Origin of the sequence: Enterobacter sp. CCUG 70166 (genome assembly GCF_020224095.1) — a bacterium.
Taxonomy (GTDB): Bacteria; Pseudomonadota; Gammaproteobacteria; order Enterobacterales; family Enterobacteriaceae; genus Enterobacter; species Enterobacter intestinihominis.
In genome coordinates this window covers 134,011-151,306 of record NZ_NRIQ01000027.1, presented here as the reverse complement: position 1 = coordinate 151,306, position 17,296 = coordinate 134,011, and the positions used below count along the sequence as shown (strand labels likewise).

At 56.0% G+C, this 17,296-nt stretch carries 15 protein-coding genes; 9 read left to right on the top strand and 6 right to left on the bottom strand.

The window, feature by feature from the left end; all coding sequences use genetic code 11:
* Nucleotides 1–2 precede the first annotated feature (2 nt).
* A complete protein-coding gene (locus tag CKK19_RS12010) occupies nucleotides 3–905 on the bottom strand; it encodes a carbohydrate ABC transporter permease (protein WP_022649251.1) in 903 nt (300 codons plus the stop codon).
* Nucleotides 898–1,788 (bottom strand): carbohydrate ABC transporter permease, encoded by an 891-nt coding sequence (locus tag CKK19_RS12005; RefSeq protein WP_003862825.1) that lies wholly within the window; start codon nucleotides 1,786–1,788, stop codon nucleotides 898–900. The genes CKK19_RS12010 and CKK19_RS12005 overlap by 8 nt, the downstream gene beginning before the upstream one ends.
* Before the next feature lie 543 nt (nucleotides 1,789–2,331).
* Here CKK19_RS12005 and wzz(fepE) point away from each other — a divergent pair.
* Nucleotides 2,332–3,468 (top strand): LPS O-antigen length regulator Wzz(fepE), encoded by a 1,137-nt coding sequence (gene wzz(fepE), locus CKK19_RS12000; protein WP_063853203.1) that lies wholly within the window; start codon nucleotides 2,332–2,334, stop codon nucleotides 3,466–3,468.
* Between the two features lie 33 nt (nucleotides 3,469–3,501).
* Here the strand turns inward: wzz(fepE) and CKK19_RS11995 are convergent, their stop codons facing one another.
* Nucleotides 3,502–3,825, bottom strand: coding sequence for a cupin domain-containing protein (locus CKK19_RS11995; protein ID WP_022649249.1), 324 nt, complete (start codon nucleotides 3,823–3,825; stop codon nucleotides 3,502–3,504).
* Nucleotides 3,826–3,960: 135 nt separating this feature from the next.
* On the opposite strand from CKK19_RS11995, the gene CKK19_RS11990 reads away from it, so the two are divergent.
* Nucleotides 3,961–4,653 carry an aspartate/glutamate racemase gene (locus CKK19_RS11990; RefSeq protein WP_062933179.1) on the top strand — a complete coding sequence of 231 codons (693 nt, stop codon included), beginning with the start codon at nucleotides 3,961–3,963 and terminating at the stop codon, nucleotides 4,651–4,653.
* Here the strand turns inward: CKK19_RS11990 and CKK19_RS11985 are convergent.
* On the bottom strand, nucleotides 4,648–5,574 hold the full coding sequence (locus tag CKK19_RS11985) for a LysR family transcriptional regulator (protein WP_022649247.1): 927 nt from the start codon (nucleotides 5,572–5,574) through the stop codon (nucleotides 4,648–4,650). The two genes, CKK19_RS11990 and CKK19_RS11985, sit on opposite strands and share 6 nt — an antisense overlap.
* Before the next feature lie 120 nt (nucleotides 5,575–5,694).
* On the opposite strand from CKK19_RS11985, the gene lysA reads away from it, so the two are divergent.
* Nucleotides 5,695–6,957: a diaminopimelate decarboxylase gene (lysA, locus tag CKK19_RS11980; RefSeq protein WP_045308821.1), complete on the top strand. Its 1,263-nt coding sequence runs from the start codon at nucleotides 5,695–5,697 to the stop codon at nucleotides 6,955–6,957.
* Here lysA and CKK19_RS11975 read toward each other — a convergent pair.
* A complete protein-coding gene (locus CKK19_RS11975) occupies nucleotides 6,927–7,964 on the bottom strand; it encodes a LacI family DNA-binding transcriptional regulator (protein WP_023298518.1) in 1,038 nt (345 codons plus the stop codon). The two genes, lysA and CKK19_RS11975, sit on opposite strands and share 31 nt — an antisense overlap.
* Before the next feature lie 299 nt (nucleotides 7,965–8,263).
* Between CKK19_RS11975 and CKK19_RS11970 the strand changes: the two genes are divergently transcribed.
* The 4 genes from CKK19_RS11970 (at nucleotide 8,264) to CKK19_RS11955 (ending at nucleotide 12,349) form a co-directional block, all read left to right on the top strand.
* Entirely contained in the window at nucleotides 8,264–9,589 is a 1,326-nt protein-coding gene (locus tag CKK19_RS11970) for a PTS sugar transporter subunit IIC (RefSeq protein WP_003862812.1), read from the top strand.
* Between the two features lie 7 nt (nucleotides 9,590–9,596).
* Nucleotides 9,597–11,024 carry a glycoside hydrolase family 1 protein gene (locus tag CKK19_RS11965; protein WP_063853202.1) on the top strand — a complete coding sequence of 476 codons (1,428 nt, stop codon included), beginning with the start codon at nucleotides 9,597–9,599 and terminating at the stop codon, nucleotides 11,022–11,024.
* Nucleotides 11,025–11,102: 78 nt separating this feature from the next.
* Entirely contained in the window at nucleotides 11,103–11,876 is a 774-nt protein-coding gene (locus CKK19_RS11960; RefSeq protein WP_022649243.1) for a GntR family transcriptional regulator, read from the top strand.
* A complete protein-coding gene (locus CKK19_RS11955; RefSeq protein ID WP_023306858.1) occupies nucleotides 11,873–12,349 on the top strand; it encodes a GNAT family N-acetyltransferase in 477 nt (158 codons plus the stop codon). Before CKK19_RS11960 ends, CKK19_RS11955 begins: the two co-directional genes overlap by 4 nt.
* Here the strand turns inward: CKK19_RS11955 and galR are convergent.
* Nucleotides 12,304–13,326 carry an HTH-type transcriptional regulator GalR gene (gene galR / locus CKK19_RS11950; RefSeq protein ID WP_003862806.1) on the bottom strand — a complete coding sequence of 341 codons (1,023 nt, stop codon included), beginning with the start codon at nucleotides 13,324–13,326 and terminating at the stop codon, nucleotides 12,304–12,306. The two genes, CKK19_RS11955 and galR, sit on opposite strands and share 46 nt — an antisense overlap.
* A gap of 617 nt (nucleotides 13,327–13,943) precedes the next feature.
* On the opposite strand from galR, the gene aas reads away from it, so the two are divergent.
* Together aas and lplT are read left to right on the top strand one after the other, a co-directional pair.
* Nucleotides 13,944–16,103 carry a bifunctional acyl-ACP--phospholipid O-acyltransferase/long-chain-fatty-acid--ACP ligase gene (gene aas, locus CKK19_RS11945; RefSeq protein ID WP_063853201.1) on the top strand — a complete coding sequence of 720 codons (2,160 nt, stop codon included), beginning with the start codon at nucleotides 13,944–13,946 and terminating at the stop codon, nucleotides 16,101–16,103.
* Nucleotides 16,096–17,289 (top strand): lysophospholipid transporter LplT, encoded by a 1,194-nt coding sequence (gene lplT / locus CKK19_RS11940; RefSeq protein ID WP_022649240.1) that lies wholly within the window; start codon nucleotides 16,096–16,098, stop codon nucleotides 17,287–17,289. The genes aas and lplT overlap by 8 nt, the downstream gene beginning before the upstream one ends.
* Nucleotides 17,290–17,296: the final 7 nt, after the last annotated feature.

Here is a 17,296-nt window from a genome sequence, read left to right as displayed (position 1 = left end):
TCTTAACCTTTAATTCCGCTGCTGGTGACGCCCTGTACGAAGTAGCGCTGTGCCAGGAAGAAGACAATGATGGATGGCAGAATGGAGATGCTCGCCATTGCCAGAATTTCGTTCCACGGCGCCCCTTCGGTGACGTCGATGGACATTTTCAGCGCCAGTGCAATCGGGTATTTATCCACGCTGTAGACATAAATCAGCGGCCCGATAAAGTCGTTCATGGACCACATGAACTGGAACAGGGCGACGGAGATAATGGCCGGTTTAAGGATCGGCACAACCACGTACCACAGCACCTGAAGGGAGTTACAGCCGTCAATCTGCGCCGCCTCTTCCATGTCACGCGGGACGCCGCGCAGGAACTGGATCAGCATGAAGACGAAGAACCCCTGGGTGGCGAAGGCCAGCGGCAGGTACAGCGGCATATAGCTGTTCAGCATGCCCATTTCACGGAACATCAGGTACTGCGGGATCAGCAGCACGGTGCTTGGCAGCAGCATGGTGGTAATGAGTGTGGCGAACCAGAACTTCTTCCACGGGATCTCGAAGCGGGCAAAGCCATACGCCACGATGGTGGAGGAGATAATGGTCAGGATCACTTTCGGGATCACATACTTAAAGGTGTTCAGCATGTAGTGGCCGAAGTTGTACTCGGTGCCGGTTTTCCAGCCGTTGATGAAGCCGTCCCAGGTGGCATGGGCAGGCCACAGGCTCAGGGTGGTGAAGATCTCGTGGTTCGGTTTGAACGACGCGGAGAACATCCACACCAGCGGGTAAAGCATCAGCAGGCCGACAAACAGCAGGATCGCATAGCGAACGGTGGCGTTGATTTTCTCTCTGCGCAGCGTGCGGGCTACTTCGCGTTCGGCGATGCTTCTTGCCGTGGAGAGTTGTTGAATATCAGCCATTTTTGCCTCCTTTATCGGCGGAGTAGAACACCCAGTATTTCGACGACTTAAAGGCGATACCGGCGAAGACGGCCACCACCAGGAACAGGATCCACGCCAGCGCCGCGCCATAACCCATATCGAAATACTTAAACGCGGTGTCGTAGATGTAGAGCGAGAACAGGTAGGTCGAATAGGTCGGCCCGCCGCCGGTGATCACGTACGGCCCGGTAAATTCCTGGAACGCCTGCGTGGTCTGCATGATGAAGTTGAAGAAGATCACCGGCGTAATCAGCGGCACGGTCACCTTCATGAACATCTGCCATTTCGATGCGCCATCGATCATCGCCGCTTCATACTGGGACTGCGGTACGTTTTGCAGCGCGGCCAGGAAGATGACCATCGCGGAACCGAACTGCCAGACGCGCAGCAGGGTAACGGACATTAGCGCCAGTGACGGTTCACCCAGCCAGTTCACCGGGTCAAAACCAAATACGCCGATAAAGCTGTTCAGCAGGCCATCGATGGCAAATAAGGCGCGCCACAATACGGCAATGGCGACGGAACTGCCGAGGATCGACGGAATATAGTAGGCAGTACGGAAAAATCCGATGCCGCGTAATTTAAAGTTCAGGACAAAGGCAATCCCTAATGCGAAGGCGAGCTTTAACGGAATGGTTAAAAATACGTATGCAAAGGTCACGCCCATTGATTTCCAGAAGAGCGTGTCTTCGGTAAACATGTAGCGATAGTTTTCGATGCCGTTAAACACCGGAGGACTCATCAAATCGTAATCCGTAAAGCTGAGGAAAAATGATGAGACGAAGGGGAATGCCGTAAAGAGTATCAACCCGATGATGTAGGGTGATATCCATGCGAGCCCCAGCAGCTTGTTTTCATTCATACATACCTACCTGGCGATCAATGGTTTAAAACGGAATCTGCTTTGTTACATCTTCCCAGGCCAGCATCGCGCGGCATGAGAGCTGAATTTTAGGGTGCAATATCTGGCGTCGGCTAAATATAAAATTGTTTATTAACGCTTTTTTGCCTTCCTCTTTGCGCTAAATGCGTTGGGTTTCAAAAGAGCTGAACCGCCGTTCTTGGATACTAAAACATCGTTTTATTTTATATTATTGCGATTTATTTCTGCGTCATTCGCTTAATGATGGAAATGTGATCAGCGTCGAAACGCTGTTTCAATATAGTGAGGGAGGTGGCATTTTTGCCTTTTCACGGACGTTCGTCGGGGCTGCGAGGAGGCGAGACGAAGCACAAGTGGAAACGGGAAAAACAATAGTCACGCAGCGTGGCTAACTACCAGATCTGATAGCAGGTCTACAGATGTACCAATTCGGCATTCAGATAATTCTTACATTCTTGTATGATTTCTCAAACCGGAACCAGTCAGGCAGAATTTCACTGCATCCTTAAAAGAAGAACAGTTATGTCAGCAATGGATTTCAAACAACATACGGATCTCAACTTTCCTCACTATGCTCCCCCGGCGGTGAGCGCTAAAGAAATAGATCTCCTGGGTCTGCTGGACGTCCTGCTGGCAGCAAAAAAACGCATCATTACCATTGTGTTTGCATTTGCACTGGTCGGCCTGGCAATCGCCTTCCTGATACCGCAAAAATGGACCAGTAAAGCGGTCATTACGCCAGCGGAACAGACGCAGTGGAGTTCGCTGCGCCAGATGATGGTGACGCTGCAGGTGCTTGATGTGGACGTTAAAGTTACCCGTGCGGATATATTTAATCTGTTTATCAAAAAGTTTCAGTCTCAGTCCCTGCTTGAAGAGTACATGAAGAGCTCTCCTTACGTGATGGCTCAGCTCGATGGCGCCGAGGTTGACCCGCTGGAGCTGCACCGCGCGGTGGTCAATATCGCCGAAAAGATGAAGGCTATTGATAACACCCAGGAAAAAAATGCTGATAAAGCACCGTATCTCTCCTGGACGTTAAGCTTCACTGCCCCAACGGCAGAGGACGCGCAGAAAGTGTTAAATGGTTACATTCAGTACATTTCCCGCATCGTCGAGCAGGAGACCATGCAAAACATCCGCGATCAGCTGATCCTGAGAACCAAAACGGTTCAGCAGCAGCTGGAGCTGGATCGGGTTCGACTGACCAATATCCACAATACCAACCTGCAACGCCTTAACTACTCGCTGGAAGTGGCGAACGCGGCAGGGATCAAAAAGCCGGTTTACAGTAACGGACAGGCGGTGAAAGACGATCCGGATTACTCCGTCGCGCTCGGCGCGGACGGGATTGCGCAGAAATTGCAGATTGAAAAAAATCTGAAGGATGTTTCTGAGCTGAACGCCGATTTCCAGAACCGCGAATACTATCTGGCGCAGCTGCAAAAACTCTCCTTCGAAGACGTGAGCCTGGAGCCGTTCAAATACCAGCTCTCTCCTTCTATGCCGGTGAAAAAAGATGGCCCGGGCAAAGCACTGATCGTGCTGCTGGCGGGTATTCTGGGTGGGCTGTTCGCCTGTGGCAGCGTGCTGCTGCGCGAAGCAATGCGCTCCCGCAACCCGCTGCCGGAACAACTTCCTGAGCCGGTTACGGAATAACATGAAAAAAGGCGCTCTGATGAGCGCCTTTTTTTATTTCAGGAAATCCTCGCGTACCGGCGTAAAGGTATCCAGCAAGGTGCCGGGTTTGAGGCAAACGCAGCCGTGCATCACGTGCGGCTTTTTATAGAGAGTGTCGCCCGCCGTTACCACATGCTTTTCCTCGCCAATGGTGAACTCAAATTCCCCCGAGAGAACGTAGGTGAGCTGCTCATGCGGGTGGTTATGCAGCGGGCCAATCGCACCTTGCTCGAAATTCACTTCCACCGCCATCATCCTGCCATCGTGCGCCAGAATACGACGCGTCACGCCGTTGCCCAAATCCTCAAGCGTGGTCTCTTTATGGAAAATAAACATATTTTCGCCCTGTTATGTAATGAAACATTGTTTCATTTAACTTATCTCAGCCGCAGCGAAAAGAAAACGTTTAGCCAAATAACTGGAAAGGCGATCACAAGTTTGCTTCACTGGGTGAAACGTACAGGAGGAAAGATGAAAACGATCGGTCTGTTAGGGGGCATGAGCTGGGAATCAACGATCCCGTACTACCGCCTGATTAATGAAGGCGTCAAACAGCGTCTGGGCGGTCTGCATTCGGCCAGCCTGCTGCTGCACAGCGTGGATTTCCATGAAATAGAAGCCTGCCAGTCGAGCGGGGAGTGGGACAAAGCCGGGCAAATGCTGGCGGACGCCGCACTTGGCCTGGAGCGTGCGGGCGCGCAGGGTATTCTGCTGTGTACCAACACCATGCATAAGGTGGCGTCGCATATTGAAGACCGCTGTTCTCTGCCGTTCTTACATATCGCGGATGCCACCGGGCGTGCCATACGTGCCGCCGGCATGACGCGCGTGGCGCTGCTGGGGACGCGCTACACCATGGAGCAGGATTTTTACCGCGGGCGGCTGAGTAGCCAGTTCGGGATTGAAAGCCTGATCCCGGAGGAGGCAGACCGGGCGCGCATTAATCAGATTATTTTTGATGAACTGTGCCTCGGCACCTTCAGCGAAACTTCGCGCGCCTGGTACGTCAGCGTGATTGAGAAACTGGCGCAGCAGGGGGCGGAAGGAGTCATCTTCGGCTGTACCGAAATTGGCCTGCTGGTGCCGGCAGACCAAAGCCCGATACCGGTCTTTGATACCGCCGCCATCCATGCCGCGGATGCGGTGGAGTTTATGCTGTCATAAAGGTTTTTGCAGGTCAGGTAAGCGAAGCGCCACCTGACGCGCGTGCGCAATCAGGTGTTCACTAAAGGCATCAACCAGCGCTGAGGCGGGCCGGTGCAGCGGGCGGATCAGGCTTACCGTAAAGGGAACGGAAACGCTAAAACGGCGCAGAACCACGCCGCTGCTGGCGTAGTCCATAGCCGTGAGCGGGTTCACCACCGAAATACCCACGCCCGCGCGCACCATCGCGCAAATTGATGCCGCACTGTGCGTTTCCATCACCATCCGCCGCTTCACCTGATGTTCGGCAAACAGGCCATCCAGAAGCTGCCGGTAGCTGTCGGTCTGCGACAGGCTGATATAGTTCTCACCGTGAAAATCTGCCGGGGTCAGAACTGCTTTGAAAGCAAGCGGGTGGCTGGCAGGTAGCACGCAGACCTCATCCAGCGAGAGCAGCTCCGTGCGTTCCGTTCCCGCTGGCGTGACGAGGGTTTCGGTCAGACCCAGATCGTGGCGCTGGGCCGAAAGCCACTCCTCCAGCAGCGGCGACTCCTGCGGCACGATGGTCAGGCTGACTTCCGGATAGCGGGCCAGAAACGGCTGTAGCAGTACCGGCAGGAACGACTGAGAAAAGACCGGCAGGCAGACGATGGACAGCTCGCCCTGGCGAAACTCCCTCAGGCTCTCCGCCGCGCTCACGATCCTGTCCAGCCCGTACCAGGAGCGCTGAACCTCCTCAAAAAGACGTAAACCCTGCACCGTTGGATGCAGCCTGCCGCGGGTGCGTTCAAACAGCTTCAGCCCCAGCACTTTCTCAAAACGCGCCAGCTCGCGGCTGACCGTCGGCTGCGAGGTGTGCAGCATCTGCGCGGCTTCAGTGAGATTGCCGGTGGTCATCACCGCATGAAAAATCTCGATATGGCGTAGGTTAACGGCGGGCATAGGGCACCTGATGGCTGAGCGTGGTCCATATCATTTTTGCATAGACTCACGATAAAACGATATTTTTTATTCTCTTCAGGCTGTGGCGTAATGATAAAAAACAGAATACCGGAGACGACCATGCCACGCCCGCTCAACCAGACCGAAACCGATTTAAACGCCGATAACCTGCTGCGCCTGCCTGCCGAATTCGGCTGTCCGGTGTGGGTCTACGATGCGCAGATTGTTCGCGAGAAAATCGCCGCGCTGCATCAGTTTGACGTGGTGCGTTTTGCGCAGAAGGCCTGCTCCAATATTCATATTCTGCGCCTGATGCGCGAGCAGGGCGTGAAGGTTGACTCCGTATCGCTGGGTGAAATCGAACGTGCGCTGGCGGCCGGGTTTGATCCAAAGGCCGATAGCGACGCGATCGTCTTCACCGCTGACCTGATAGACGACGCCACGCTGGCGCGCGTGCACGAGCTGCAAATCCCGGTGAATGCCGGTTCGGTGGATATGCTGGAACAGCTTGGGCAGGTTTCCCCGGGCCATCGCGTCTGGCTGCGCATCAACCCGGGCTTTGGTCACGGTCACAGTCAGAAAACCAACACCGGGGGCGAAAACAGCAAGCACGGGATTTGGTATGCCGATATGCCTGCGGCGCTGGAGGTTTTACAACGTTACAACCTTAAGCTGGTGGGTATTCACATGCATATCGGATCCGGCGTGGATTATGGCCATCTTGAGCAGGTCTGTGGCGCGATGGTGCGTCAGGTTATCGATTTTGGTCAGGATCTGGAGGCGATCTCCGCCGGGGGAGGGCTTTCGATCCCTTACCGCGAAGGGGAGGAGGCGATCGACACGGATCACTATTACGGCCTGTGGAGCGCCGCGCGTGACAGCATCGCCGCTCATCTGGGCCATGCGGTGAAGCTGGAGATTGAGCCGGGTCGTTTCCTGGTCGCCGAAGCTGGCGTGCTGGTGGCGCAGGTGCGGAGCGTGAAGGAGATGGGAAGCCGTCACTTTGTGCTGATTGATGCTGGCTTCAACGACCTGATGCGCCCGTCCATGTACGGCAGCTATCATCACATCACCGCGCTTGCCGCCGATGGCCGCGAGCTGGTCAACGCCCCGCGCATCGAGACCGTTGTTGCCGGCCCGCTGTGTGAATCCGGTGACGTCTTTACTCAGCAGGAAGGCGGGAAAGTCGAAACCCGTTCGCTGCCAGAGGTAAAACCGGGAGATTATCTGGTGCTGCATGATACCGGTGCGTACGGGGCATCTATGTCTTCGAACTACAATAGCCGTCCGCTGCTGCCGGAAGTGCTGTTTGATAACGGCGTGGCGCGGCTGATTCGCCGTCGCCAGACCATTCAGGAGCTGCTGGCGTTAGAGCTGGTCTGATTAAACCAGGGGCCTGTTGTCACGGAATCGCGTAATACCAGCGTGCCGGTGAACGGTGGGATCGCTTCAACCGGCTGGTTTTTTGCCAGCCGGATCGCCTGGTCGATCGCCGTGACGATCATGTTGTCGATCGGCAAATACACCGACGACAGGGCAGGCTCCAGCCACTTTGCGCTGGGGGCATCGTCAAAACCAAACAGCGAAATATCCTGCGGGATCTTCAGCCCGGCCTGGTGTAATGCTTTGGAGGCGCCCAGGGCCATGTCATCGTTACAGGCAAACAGGGCGCTGAACGATGTCTTTTCCGCAATCAGCTCCTTGCACAGCTCGTAACCCCGCGTCATGCCTGCATCGCCGTATTTAATCCGCCGCTCGTCAAGACGAATACCGTGCTTCTCCAGCGCCTTACGGTAGCCCATCAGCCGCGCTTTACCCGTTGGGGTGTGGATCGGGACGGTGATACAGGCGATCTCCCGATGGCCCTGGCTTATCAGGTAATCCACCGCTTTGAAGGCTGCGTCCTGCTGTTCAAAGAAGACGCAGCGATCCGCCGCCTGGCTCACTTCACGGTTAATGATTACCAGCGGCGTCTGCACGCTGTTGATCAGCTTCAGGATCGTCTTTTCGCTCATGTAGCGCGTGTACAGCACGATGGCGTCGCACTTGCGGTCGGCGAGCATCTGCACCGCCAGTTCTTCCTGTTCAGGGGCATCGTGACCGTCGGTAACAATCAGCTGTTTACCGTGCGTTTCGGTCTGCCGTGACGCCTGCTGTAGCAAACGACCAAAGTAAAAACCGTCGAACGTCGAGACGACCAGACCGATGCTGTTGCTGGTCTGGTTAGCCAGCGAGCGCGCGAGAAAGTTCGGACGATAGCCCAGCTCCTCCATCGCGCGAAATACCTGCTGGCGCGTGCTCTCTTTAACCTGACCTGTGCCGTTCAGCACGCGCGAAACGGTGGCCTTCGACACGCCCGCACGCAGTGAGACATCCAGCATTGTTGCCATTCGAAATTCCTGTTTCCACGTAATGGTTTGCAGTTTAACACAGACCATCCGGCGCATAAGCGACGTGGGAAGGACAAAACCCCATAACGATCACGCTTTTCAGTAACGATCCTCGCCCGCGGAATAAATGCCTGTCATTGGTATACCAAAATGGTGATAAATCATAATCTGGAATACCTCTAACGGCGTTGGGAGCTTAATCACAGAACAAATCGCCTGTGGACGCTATTTTTGGCATACCAATAGTATCCGGCTGTACACCTTATTCAATAAAAGCCCTTTTACTGAGGTATTACCCTATGGCATTTCAGGAAAAACTGATCGACGCTCTGGGCAGTTTTGCCACTACCTTCAACAGCTATCGCTATATCCAGGCGATCAAGTCTGCGTTTATTACCTTAATGCCAGTCATCATAGTGGGGGCGTTCTCGGTATTGATCTCCAATATGGTGCTGGATCCGAAAAACGGTCTGGCGAGCTTTCAGTCGCTGTCGTTTCTCGCGGCCTTAAAGCCGATCACCAGCGCGCTCAACTACGCCACGCTGAACTTTCTCAACATCGGCGCGGTGTTTTTAATCGGCATTGAGCTGGGGCGTATTAACGGCATTAAGTCCCTGTTCCCCGGCCTGCTGGCGGTGATCTGCTTTATCTGCGTGACGCCGACCACGGTGGAAATGCTGGTGGACGGTGAGATGCACGTGGTGAAAGATGTGCTGCTGCGCCAGTTCTCAGATACCCGCAGCCTGTTCCTCGGTATGTTTATCGCCATCCTGTCGGTGGAGATCTACTGCTGGCTGGAAAACCGCAAGGGGCTGAAAATCAGGATGCCGGACACGGTGCCGCCGAACGTTGCCGCGTCGTTCTCTGCGCTGATCCCGGCCATTATCACCACCACCGCCATCGCCACCTTTGGCTTCGTGTTTCATCAGATTACCGGCATGTATCTCTACGACGCGGTATACCAGGTGGTGCAACAGCCGCTGGAGCGCGTGGTGCAAAGCCTGCCGGGGATCCTTCTGCTGATGTTTGTCGCCCAGCTGTTCTGGGTGATTGGTATTCACGGCAACCAGATGATCAAGCCGATCCGCGAGCCGCTGCTGCTGGGGGCAATCACCGTTAACATGAGCGCGTTCGAGCAGGGCAAAGAGGTGCCAAACATCATCACCATGCCGTTCTGGGACGTCTATATGAGCATCGGCGGCTCCGGCCTGACCATCGGCCTGCTGATAGCCGTCATGATTGCCACCAAACGTAAAGAGATGAAGGAGATAGCCAAGCTCTCCATCGGGCCGGGTATTTTTAATATCAATGAGCCGGTGATCTTCGGTATGCCAATCATGCTCAACCCGATCCTGGCTATCCCCTTCATCATCACGCCGCTGGTGACGGGCTCGATTGGCTACTTTGCTACCGTGACCGGATTTGCCGGGAAAGCCGTGGTGATGGTGCCCTGGACCACGCCGCCGCTGATCAACGCCTGGCTGTCAACGGCGGGCTCCATGGGGGCGGTCATCACCCAGTTTATCTGCATCGTGACCGCGGTGATTATCTATCTGCCGTTTGTGAAAATTGCTTCACGCCGCGCAGAGCAGGCCGCACTGCAACAAGCCACCGATAACGCATGAGGATACGATGAGCACAAAACAGATAGCCATACCGCAAGATTTTATTCTGGGTGCGGCGGCATCGGCCTGGCAGACCGAGGGCTGGAGCGGCAAAAAGCCGGGGCAGGATTCGTGGATCGATCTCTGGTACATGAACGATCGTCACGTCTGGCACAACGGCTATGGTCCGGCGGTGGCAACCGACTTTATCAATCGCTTCCGCGAAGATGTAGCGCTGATGAAGCAGGCGGGACTGACGCACTATCGCACCTCGATCAACTGGTCGCGCTTTTTAACCGACTATGAAAATGCGACGGTAGATGAAGAGTACGCCGCGTATTACGACGCGCTGTTCGATGAAATGCACCGTCAGGGCATTGAGCCGATGATCTGCCTGGAACACTACGAATTGCCGGGCGTGCTGCTGGAGACCTACGGCGGCTGGGCGTCAAAGCACGTCGTCGAGCTGTTCGTTCGCTATGCGGAAAAGGTATTTGAGCGCTTTCACGGCAAAGTCACCCGCTGGTTTACCTTCAACGAACCGATTGTGGTCCAGACGCGCGTCTACCTTGACGCGCTGCGCTGGCCCTATGAGCAGAGCATCAGCACCTGGATGCAGTGGAACCACCATAAGGTGCTGGCGACGGCGAAAGTGGTGAAGCTGTTTCGCGAGAAAGGTTATGACGGCACGGTGGGCTGTATTCTTAACCCGGAAGTGACCTATCCGCGCTCCCGCGCGCCGCATGACGTGCGAGCGGCAGAGATGTACGATCTGTTCTACAACCGTGTCTTTCTCGACCCGCTGGTGCACGGGCGCTATCCGCAGGCGCTCTTTACCCTGCTGGCGCAGCATCAGGTGCAGTGGGACTACACGGCTGACGAGCTGGCGCTGATTGCCGACAACACCGTCGATGAGCTGGGCATTAACCTCTATTACCCGCATCGCGTCAAAGCCCCGTCCCGCGGCTGGCACCCGAAGACGCCGTTCCATCCGGCGTACTACTACGAGCCGTTTGAGCTGCCCGGACGGCGAATGAACACCTCTCGCGGCTGGGAGATCTTTCCGCGCATTATTTACGACATGGCGATGCGGATTAAAAACGACTATCGCAACATTGACTGGTTTGTGGCGGAAAGCGGGATGGGCGTGGAGAACGAAGCGCAGTATCGCAATCGTGACGGCGTCATTGACGACACGTACCGCATCGCGTTTATCAGCGAACATCTCTACTACACGCTGCTGGCGCGGGAGGCGGGGGCGAACTGTCACGGTTATATGCTGTGGGCCTTCACCGACAATGTCTCCCCGATGAACGCGTTTAAAAACCGCTACGGGCTGATTGAGATCGACCTTGAAAATCAACGCGCACGGCGGGCAAAGAAATCAGCGTCCTGGTTCCGCCAGCTGCGCGATGAGCGTGTGCTGACGCTCAGGGTAGACGATGAATGGAAGTAAGCCTTCTGGTAAAATAGCGCACAAACTGGCCGGGAGGACGTCCGGCCCGCGCATTAACTGAAAAACACAGGTGAAAACGTGGATAAGGCTGTCATCCTGCCGGAAAAAAAACAGTACCAGGAGATTGGCGAGGATTTACGGGCGCAGATTATCCAGGGGCATTATCCCGTGGGATCGCGTCTGCCGCCGGAGCGCAACATCGCCGAGACGTATGGCGTCAGCCGCACTATCGTGCGCGAGGCGCTGCTGATGCTTGAGCTTCAGGGGACGGTGGATATTCGCCAGGGGTCTGGCGTGTACGTGATGCGCATTCCGGAAGAGCATGAAAACGAGGAAGAGCGTTTTCTGAACAGTGACGTTGGGCCGTTTGAAATTCTCCAGGCGCGTCAACTGCTTGAAAGCAACATCGCTGCCTTTGCCGCAAAAATGGCGACACGGGCGGACATCGACAACCTGCGCCGCATTATCGAGCAAGAGCAACGGGCGATTGCCGTCGACGATCGCAGCCAGGACAACAACAAAATGTTCCACCTGGTGCTGGCTGGGGCCACACAAAACCAGATGCTGCTGGCGACGGTTGAGAGTGTCTGGCATCACATGGACAGCAGTCCGCTGTGGCAGCAGTTCAATGGCCATATCGCCAGCCGCGCCTGGCGCCTGAAGTGGCTCGGAGACAGGCAAACCATTCTCGCTGCGCTCCGCCGCCGCGACGTGATGGGGGCGTGGCAGGCGATGTTCCAGCATCTTGAGAACGTTAAAAAGAGCCTGCTTGAGCTGTCAGACGAAGACGCGCCCGATTTTGACGGCTATCTCTTCGAATCGGTCCCTCTTTTCCAGGGGAAGCTGGTGTGAATATACTGCCGCTTCACGCTGCGCCGCAGTTTACACAGCAGGTGATCGACTGGATCTGGAACGCGTTTGGTGAAGGTATGCCGCGTGCCTTTTTCCAGAGCATTGTCGAGCACAGCCTGACGCCGGGCGAGTTACCGCTCACCTTTATTGCCGTTGAGGATGACCAGCTGCTGGGCACCGTTGGGTTGTGGCGTTGCGATTTAATTTCCCGGCAGGATCTTCATCCCTGGCTGGCTGCGCTGTATGTCGATGAAGCCGCGCGGGGAAACGGGCTGGCGGGAAAACTTCAGCAGCATGTTATCGGCTACGCGCGACGCGCCGGGTATCACGAGCTCCACCTCTGGTCTGCCTGCCGCGACTTCTACGAACGTTACGGCTGGCACTACATCGGTGATGCGCTGGAATACCCGGATAAAACCGTCCATCTCTATCGCTGTTCGCTCACGGCTTCCGCGGGCGATACCACCGAGTGACGGCGCACTAAGGTTGGGCTGAACAGGTGGGTAATTTCCGGTGGCGGGCGATGCTCGGCCAGCGCTAACGCCAGTTCTGCCGCCTGCGTTGCCATGGTCACAATCGGGTAGCGCACGGTGGTCAGGCGAGGGCGCACGTAGCGCGACACCAGCACATCATCAAAGCCAATCAGCGAAATTTCTGCCGGGACGTCGATTCCGTTATCATTCAGCACGCCCATCGCGCCGGCGGCCATGGAGTCGTTATAGCTGGCCACGGCGGTGAAATTCCGCCCGCGGCCCAGCAGCTCCGTCATCGCCTGCTCGCCGCCACTCTCATCCGGTTCTCCGTACGCCACAAGACGATCGTTGCACGGCAGACCGGCTTCGCGCAGCGCGTCGTAATAGCCCTGAAGGCGATCTTCCGCATCGGAAATTGGGTGGTTGGAGCACAGATAACCAATTCGGGTATGGCCCTGCTGGATCAGGTGACGGGTTGCGAGCCATGCGCCGTAACGGTCGTCGAGCGCCACGCAGCGGGTTTCAAATCCGGGAATAATACGGTTGATAATCACCATCCCCGGCATCTGTTTCATCAGATGGATCAGCTCGGCGTCGGGGATCATTTTGGCATGGACCACCAGCGCCGCACAGCGATGACGGATCAACTGCTCAATGGCCTGGCGTTCTTTCTGTTCATTGTGGTAGCCATTACCAATCAGCAGGAAATTACCGGTGTGATAAGAAACTTGTTCTACGGCTTTGACCATCGCACCGAAAAACGGATCGGATACATCCCCGACCACAAGCCCGATGGTTTCTGTCGACTGTTGGGCAAGGGCGCGTGCGTTGGCGTTAGGGTGATAATTCAGGTTTTCCATGGCGTCCTGCACGGCCTGGCGTGATGCATCACTCGCTTTAGGGGAGTTGTTGATCACGCGGGAGACGGTCGCGACGGAAACACCGGCCAGACGAGCCACATCCTTAATTGTCGCCATTCAATACCTTCTTATAGGGGTAAGCGTTTACACACTAACTAGTGTTGCGGAAAAGCGGCGCGCATTCAAGGGGAGCGGGTGAGCGTCCTCTGCAAACGTGAAGCAGAACATCCCTCGCGGTGTAATCGTTACACGGCCAGTCATGTCTGAATAATGTCAATCTGAACCTTTAGTTACACTTTGCCTCAGGCTGTTGCGATTGTCCGTTGGCAACGATGCGTTGTGAATTGCTAGAGTCGAGATCCCAGAGGTATTGATAGGTGGAATCAACTTCGGTTGATTAACACGATTTACACCAACCTGCGTTTTACGCAGGTTTTTTTTTGCCTGTAAGTTCAACCTGTAACAGCAAAAGAGATTATTCACACCTGGTTGCACTTCGGCTCATTCCCTTGCGTTTTCCTGCTGGCGAAGTCTGTCGCCGGAGGCCACAATCAAGATCCCAGAGGTATTGATTGGTGAGAATTCCTGGTACGTTTTCGTACTCTTCACTTGCACCAACCTGCGCGGATGCGCAGGTTTTTTTTCGCCTCTGTTTTTGCTATCGCTCCCTCACTACTTCTCGTGTAATCTGCCACCATTTATACCTTTCACACTGGCTGGCAAAGGGAGTTGAAATGCTTTTTGGGTTCTTCCGCACACTGTTTCGTATCCTGTTTCGCATTCGCGTGACTGGCGATACGCAGGCACTCTATGGCGAGCGTGTTCTTATCACACCGAATCACGTCTCTTTTCTTGATGGCGTATTGCTGGCGCTGTTTTTGCCCGTGCGGCCCGTCTTTGCGGTGTACAGCTCCATCAGTGAAAAATGGTACATGCGCTGGCTCAGGCCGCTGATTGATTTTGTCCCGCTCGACCCTACCAAACCGATGATGATTAAACATCTGGTGCGTCTGATTGGGCAGGGGCGTCCGGTGGTTATCTTCCCGGAAGGGCGGATTTCAGTGACGGGCTCCCTGATGAAAATTTACGACGGGGCCGGTTTTGTCGCGGCGAAGTCTCAGGCCACCGTCGTGCCGCTACGCATCGACGGGGCTGAGCTGACCTTTTTCAGCCGTCTGAAAGGGCTGGTGAAGCAGCGTCTGTTCCCGAAAATTACGCTGCATATATTACCGCCGACGTCACTGCCGATGCCCGAGGCGCCGCGCGCGCGTGACCGCCGTAAAATCGCCGGGGAAATGCTGCACCAGATTATGATGGAAGCGCGCATGGCCGTACGCCCGCGCGAAACGCTGTATGAATCGTTGCTGTCGGCGCAGTATCGCTACGGTGCGAAGAAAAACTGCATCGAAGACATCAACTTTACGCCGGATACCTACCGTAAGCTGTTGACCAAAACGCTGTTTGTCGGGCGTATCCTGGAAAAGTACAGCAAACAGGGCGAAAAGATCGGACTGATGCTGCCAAACGCGGGTATCAGCGCGGCGGTGATCTTTGGTGCTGTCTCCCGGGGCCGCATTCCGGCGATGATGAACTACACGGCGGGCGTGAAAGGGCTCTCCAGCGCGATTACCGCAGCACAAATCAACACCATCTTTACCTCCCGCCAGTTCCTGGACAAAGGCAAGCTGTGGCACCTGCCGGAACAGCTGACGCAGGTGCGCTGGGTGTTCCTGGAAGATCTGAAAGCAGACGTCACGACCGCCGACAAGCTGTGGATTTTCGCGCACCTGCTGATGCCGCGTCTGGCGCAGGTTAAGCAGCAGCCGGAGGATGATGCCATTATCCTCTTTACCTCCGGCTCTGAAGGCAACCCGAAAGGTGTGGTTCATAGCCACAAAAGCATTCTGGCAAACGTCGAACAGATTAAAACCATCGCTGACTTTACCGCCAACGATCGCTTTATGTCGGCGCTGCCGCTGTTCCACTCATTTGGTTTGACCGTGGGTCTCTTTACGCCGCTGCTGACCGGTGCCGAGGTGTTCCTCTACCCAAGCCCGCTGCACTACCGCATTGTGCCGGAGCTGGTTTATGACCGTAACTGCACGGTGCTGTTCGGGACGTCCACCTTCCTCGGAAACTACGCGCGCTTCGCCAACCCGTATGATTTCTTCCGCGTGCGCTACGTGGTGGCGGGGGCGGAAAAACTCCAGGACAGTACGCGCCAGATCTGGCAGGACAAGTTTGGCCTGCGGATTCTGGAAGGCTATGGCGTGACGGAGTGCGCGCCGGTGGTCTCCATCAACGTTCCGATGGCGGCGAAACCGGGAACGGTTGGCCGTATTCTGCCGGGACTGGACGCGCGTCTGCTGGCGGTGCCGGGTATTGAAGACGGCGGACGTCTTCAGCTGAAAGGGCCGAACGTCATGAACGGCTATCTGCGTGTGGAAAACCCGGGCGTGCTTGAGGCGCCGACTGCCGAGAACGTCAATGGCGAGGTTGAAACGGGCTGGTACGACACGGGCGATATCGTGCGCTTCGACGATCAGGGCTTCGTGCAGATCCAGGGACGTGCAAAACGCTTCGCCAAGATCGCCGGGGAAATGGTCTCTCTTGAAATGGTCGAGACGCTGGCGACCGCAGTCTCGGCGGAGAAAATGCATGCGACCGTGGTGAAAAGTGATGCCAGTAAAGGCGAGGCGCTGGTGCTCTTTACTACTGACGGTGAACTGAAACGTGATGCGCTTCTCAGGTATGCGCGCGAACATGGTATCCCCGAGCTGGCGGTCCCCCGCGATATTCGTTACCTCAAACAGTTACCGGTGCTGGGCAGCGGTAAACCCGATTTTGTGACCCTGAAGGGCATGGTTGAAGAGGCGGAACAGCATAATGCGTGAGTCAGTACACACTAACACTTCAATCTGGTCGAAAGGCATGATGGCGGTTATCGCCGCCCAGTTTCTTTCCGCGTTCGGCGATAACGCGTTGCTGTTTGCTACGCTGGCGTTGCTGAAAGCTGAGTTTTATCCCGACTGGAGCCAGCCGATCCTACAGATGGTGTTTGTGGGTGCTTACATTGTATTTGCGCCGTTTGTTGGCCAGGTGGCGGACAGCTTCCCCAAAGGTCGGGTCATGATGTTTGCCAACAGTCTTAAGCTTCTGGGCGCGGCAAGCATCTGCTTTGGTATCAACCCGTTTGTTGGCTACACGCTGGTAGGCATTGGCGCGGCAGCTTACTCCCCGGCGAAGTACGGCATTCTGGGTGAGCTCACCACCGGCGATAAGCTGGTGAAGGCCAACGGCCTGATGGAGTCCTCCACCATTGCGGCTATTCTCCTGGGGTCGGTGGCGGGCGGCGTGCTGGCAGACTGGCACGTGCTCGCCGCGCTTGGCATCTGTGCCCTGATGTACGGTGGCGCGGTGATCGCCAACCTGTTTATCCCCAAACTGGCCGTGGCGCGTCCGGGACAATCCTGGCGCTTCGGGCCAATGACCGGCAGCTTCTTCAACGCCTGCCGCGTACTGTGGCGTAACGGTGAAACACGCTTCTCGCTGATGGGCACCAGCATGTTCTGGGGGGCCGGCGTTACGCTGCGTTTCCTGCTGGTGCTGTGGGTGCCGGTGGCGCTGGGTATAACAGACAACGCCACGCCGACCTACCTGAATGCCATGGTCGCCGTCGGGATTGTGGTCGGGGCCGGGGCTGCGGCCAAACTGGTAACGCTTGAAACCGTTGCGCGCTGCATGCCTGCAGGGATCCTGATCGGCGTCGGCGTTCTGTTCTTCTCCCTGCAACATGCCATATTGCCAGCCTATGCCCTGTTGTTACTGATCGGCGTATTAGGCGGTTTCTTTGTGGTGCCGCTCAACGCGCTTTTGCAGGAGCGCGGCAAGCAGACCGTCGGGGCTGGCAACGCCATTGCGGTGCAAAACCTTGGCGAAAACATGGCGATGCTGCTGATGCTGGGGATTTACTCGCTGGCGGTAAAAGCAGGTGCGCCGGTTGTGGCAATCGGGGTGGGGTTTGGCGCACTGTTTGCGCTGGCGATTACCGGGCTGTGGGTCTGGCAGCGTCGTCGTTGAATTGTGC

Excerpts from the sequence above, each read along its gene's own strand:
- CKK19_RS12010 (WP_022649251.1), bottom strand. The coding sequence starts at position 905 with ATGGCTGATATTCAACAACTCTCCACGGCAAGAAGCATCGCCGAACGC.
- CKK19_RS12005 (WP_003862825.1), bottom strand. The coding sequence starts at position 1,788 with ATGAATGAAAACAAGCTGCTGGGGCTCGCATGGATATCACCCTACATC.
- CKK19_RS11995 (WP_022649249.1), bottom strand. The coding sequence starts at position 3,825 with ATGTTTATTTTCCATAAAGAGACCACGCTTGAGGATTTGGGCAACGGC.
- CKK19_RS11990 (WP_062933179.1), top strand. The coding sequence starts at position 3,961 with ATGAAAACGATCGGTCTGTTAGGGGGCATGAGCTGGGAATCAACGATC.
- CKK19_RS11985 (WP_022649247.1), bottom strand. The coding sequence starts at position 5,574 with ATGCCCGCCGTTAACCTACGCCATATCGAGATTTTTCATGCGGTGATG.
- lysA (WP_045308821.1), top strand. The coding sequence starts at position 5,695 with ATGCCACGCCCGCTCAACCAGACCGAAACCGATTTAAACGCCGATAAC.
- CKK19_RS11975 (WP_023298518.1), bottom strand. The coding sequence starts at position 7,964 with ATGGCAACAATGCTGGATGTCTCACTGCGTGCGGGCGTGTCGAAGGCC.
- CKK19_RS11970 (WP_003862812.1), top strand. The coding sequence starts at position 8,264 with ATGGCATTTCAGGAAAAACTGATCGACGCTCTGGGCAGTTTTGCCACT.
- CKK19_RS11965 (WP_063853202.1), top strand. The coding sequence starts at position 9,597 with ATGAGCACAAAACAGATAGCCATACCGCAAGATTTTATTCTGGGTGCG.
- galR (WP_003862806.1), bottom strand. The coding sequence starts at position 13,326 with ATGGCGACAATTAAGGATGTGGCTCGTCTGGCCGGTGTTTCCGTCGCG.
- aas (WP_063853201.1), top strand. The coding sequence starts at position 13,944 with ATGCTTTTTGGGTTCTTCCGCACACTGTTTCGTATCCTGTTTCGCATT.
- lplT (WP_022649240.1), top strand. The coding sequence starts at position 16,096 with ATGCGTGAGTCAGTACACACTAACACTTCAATCTGGTCGAAAGGCATG.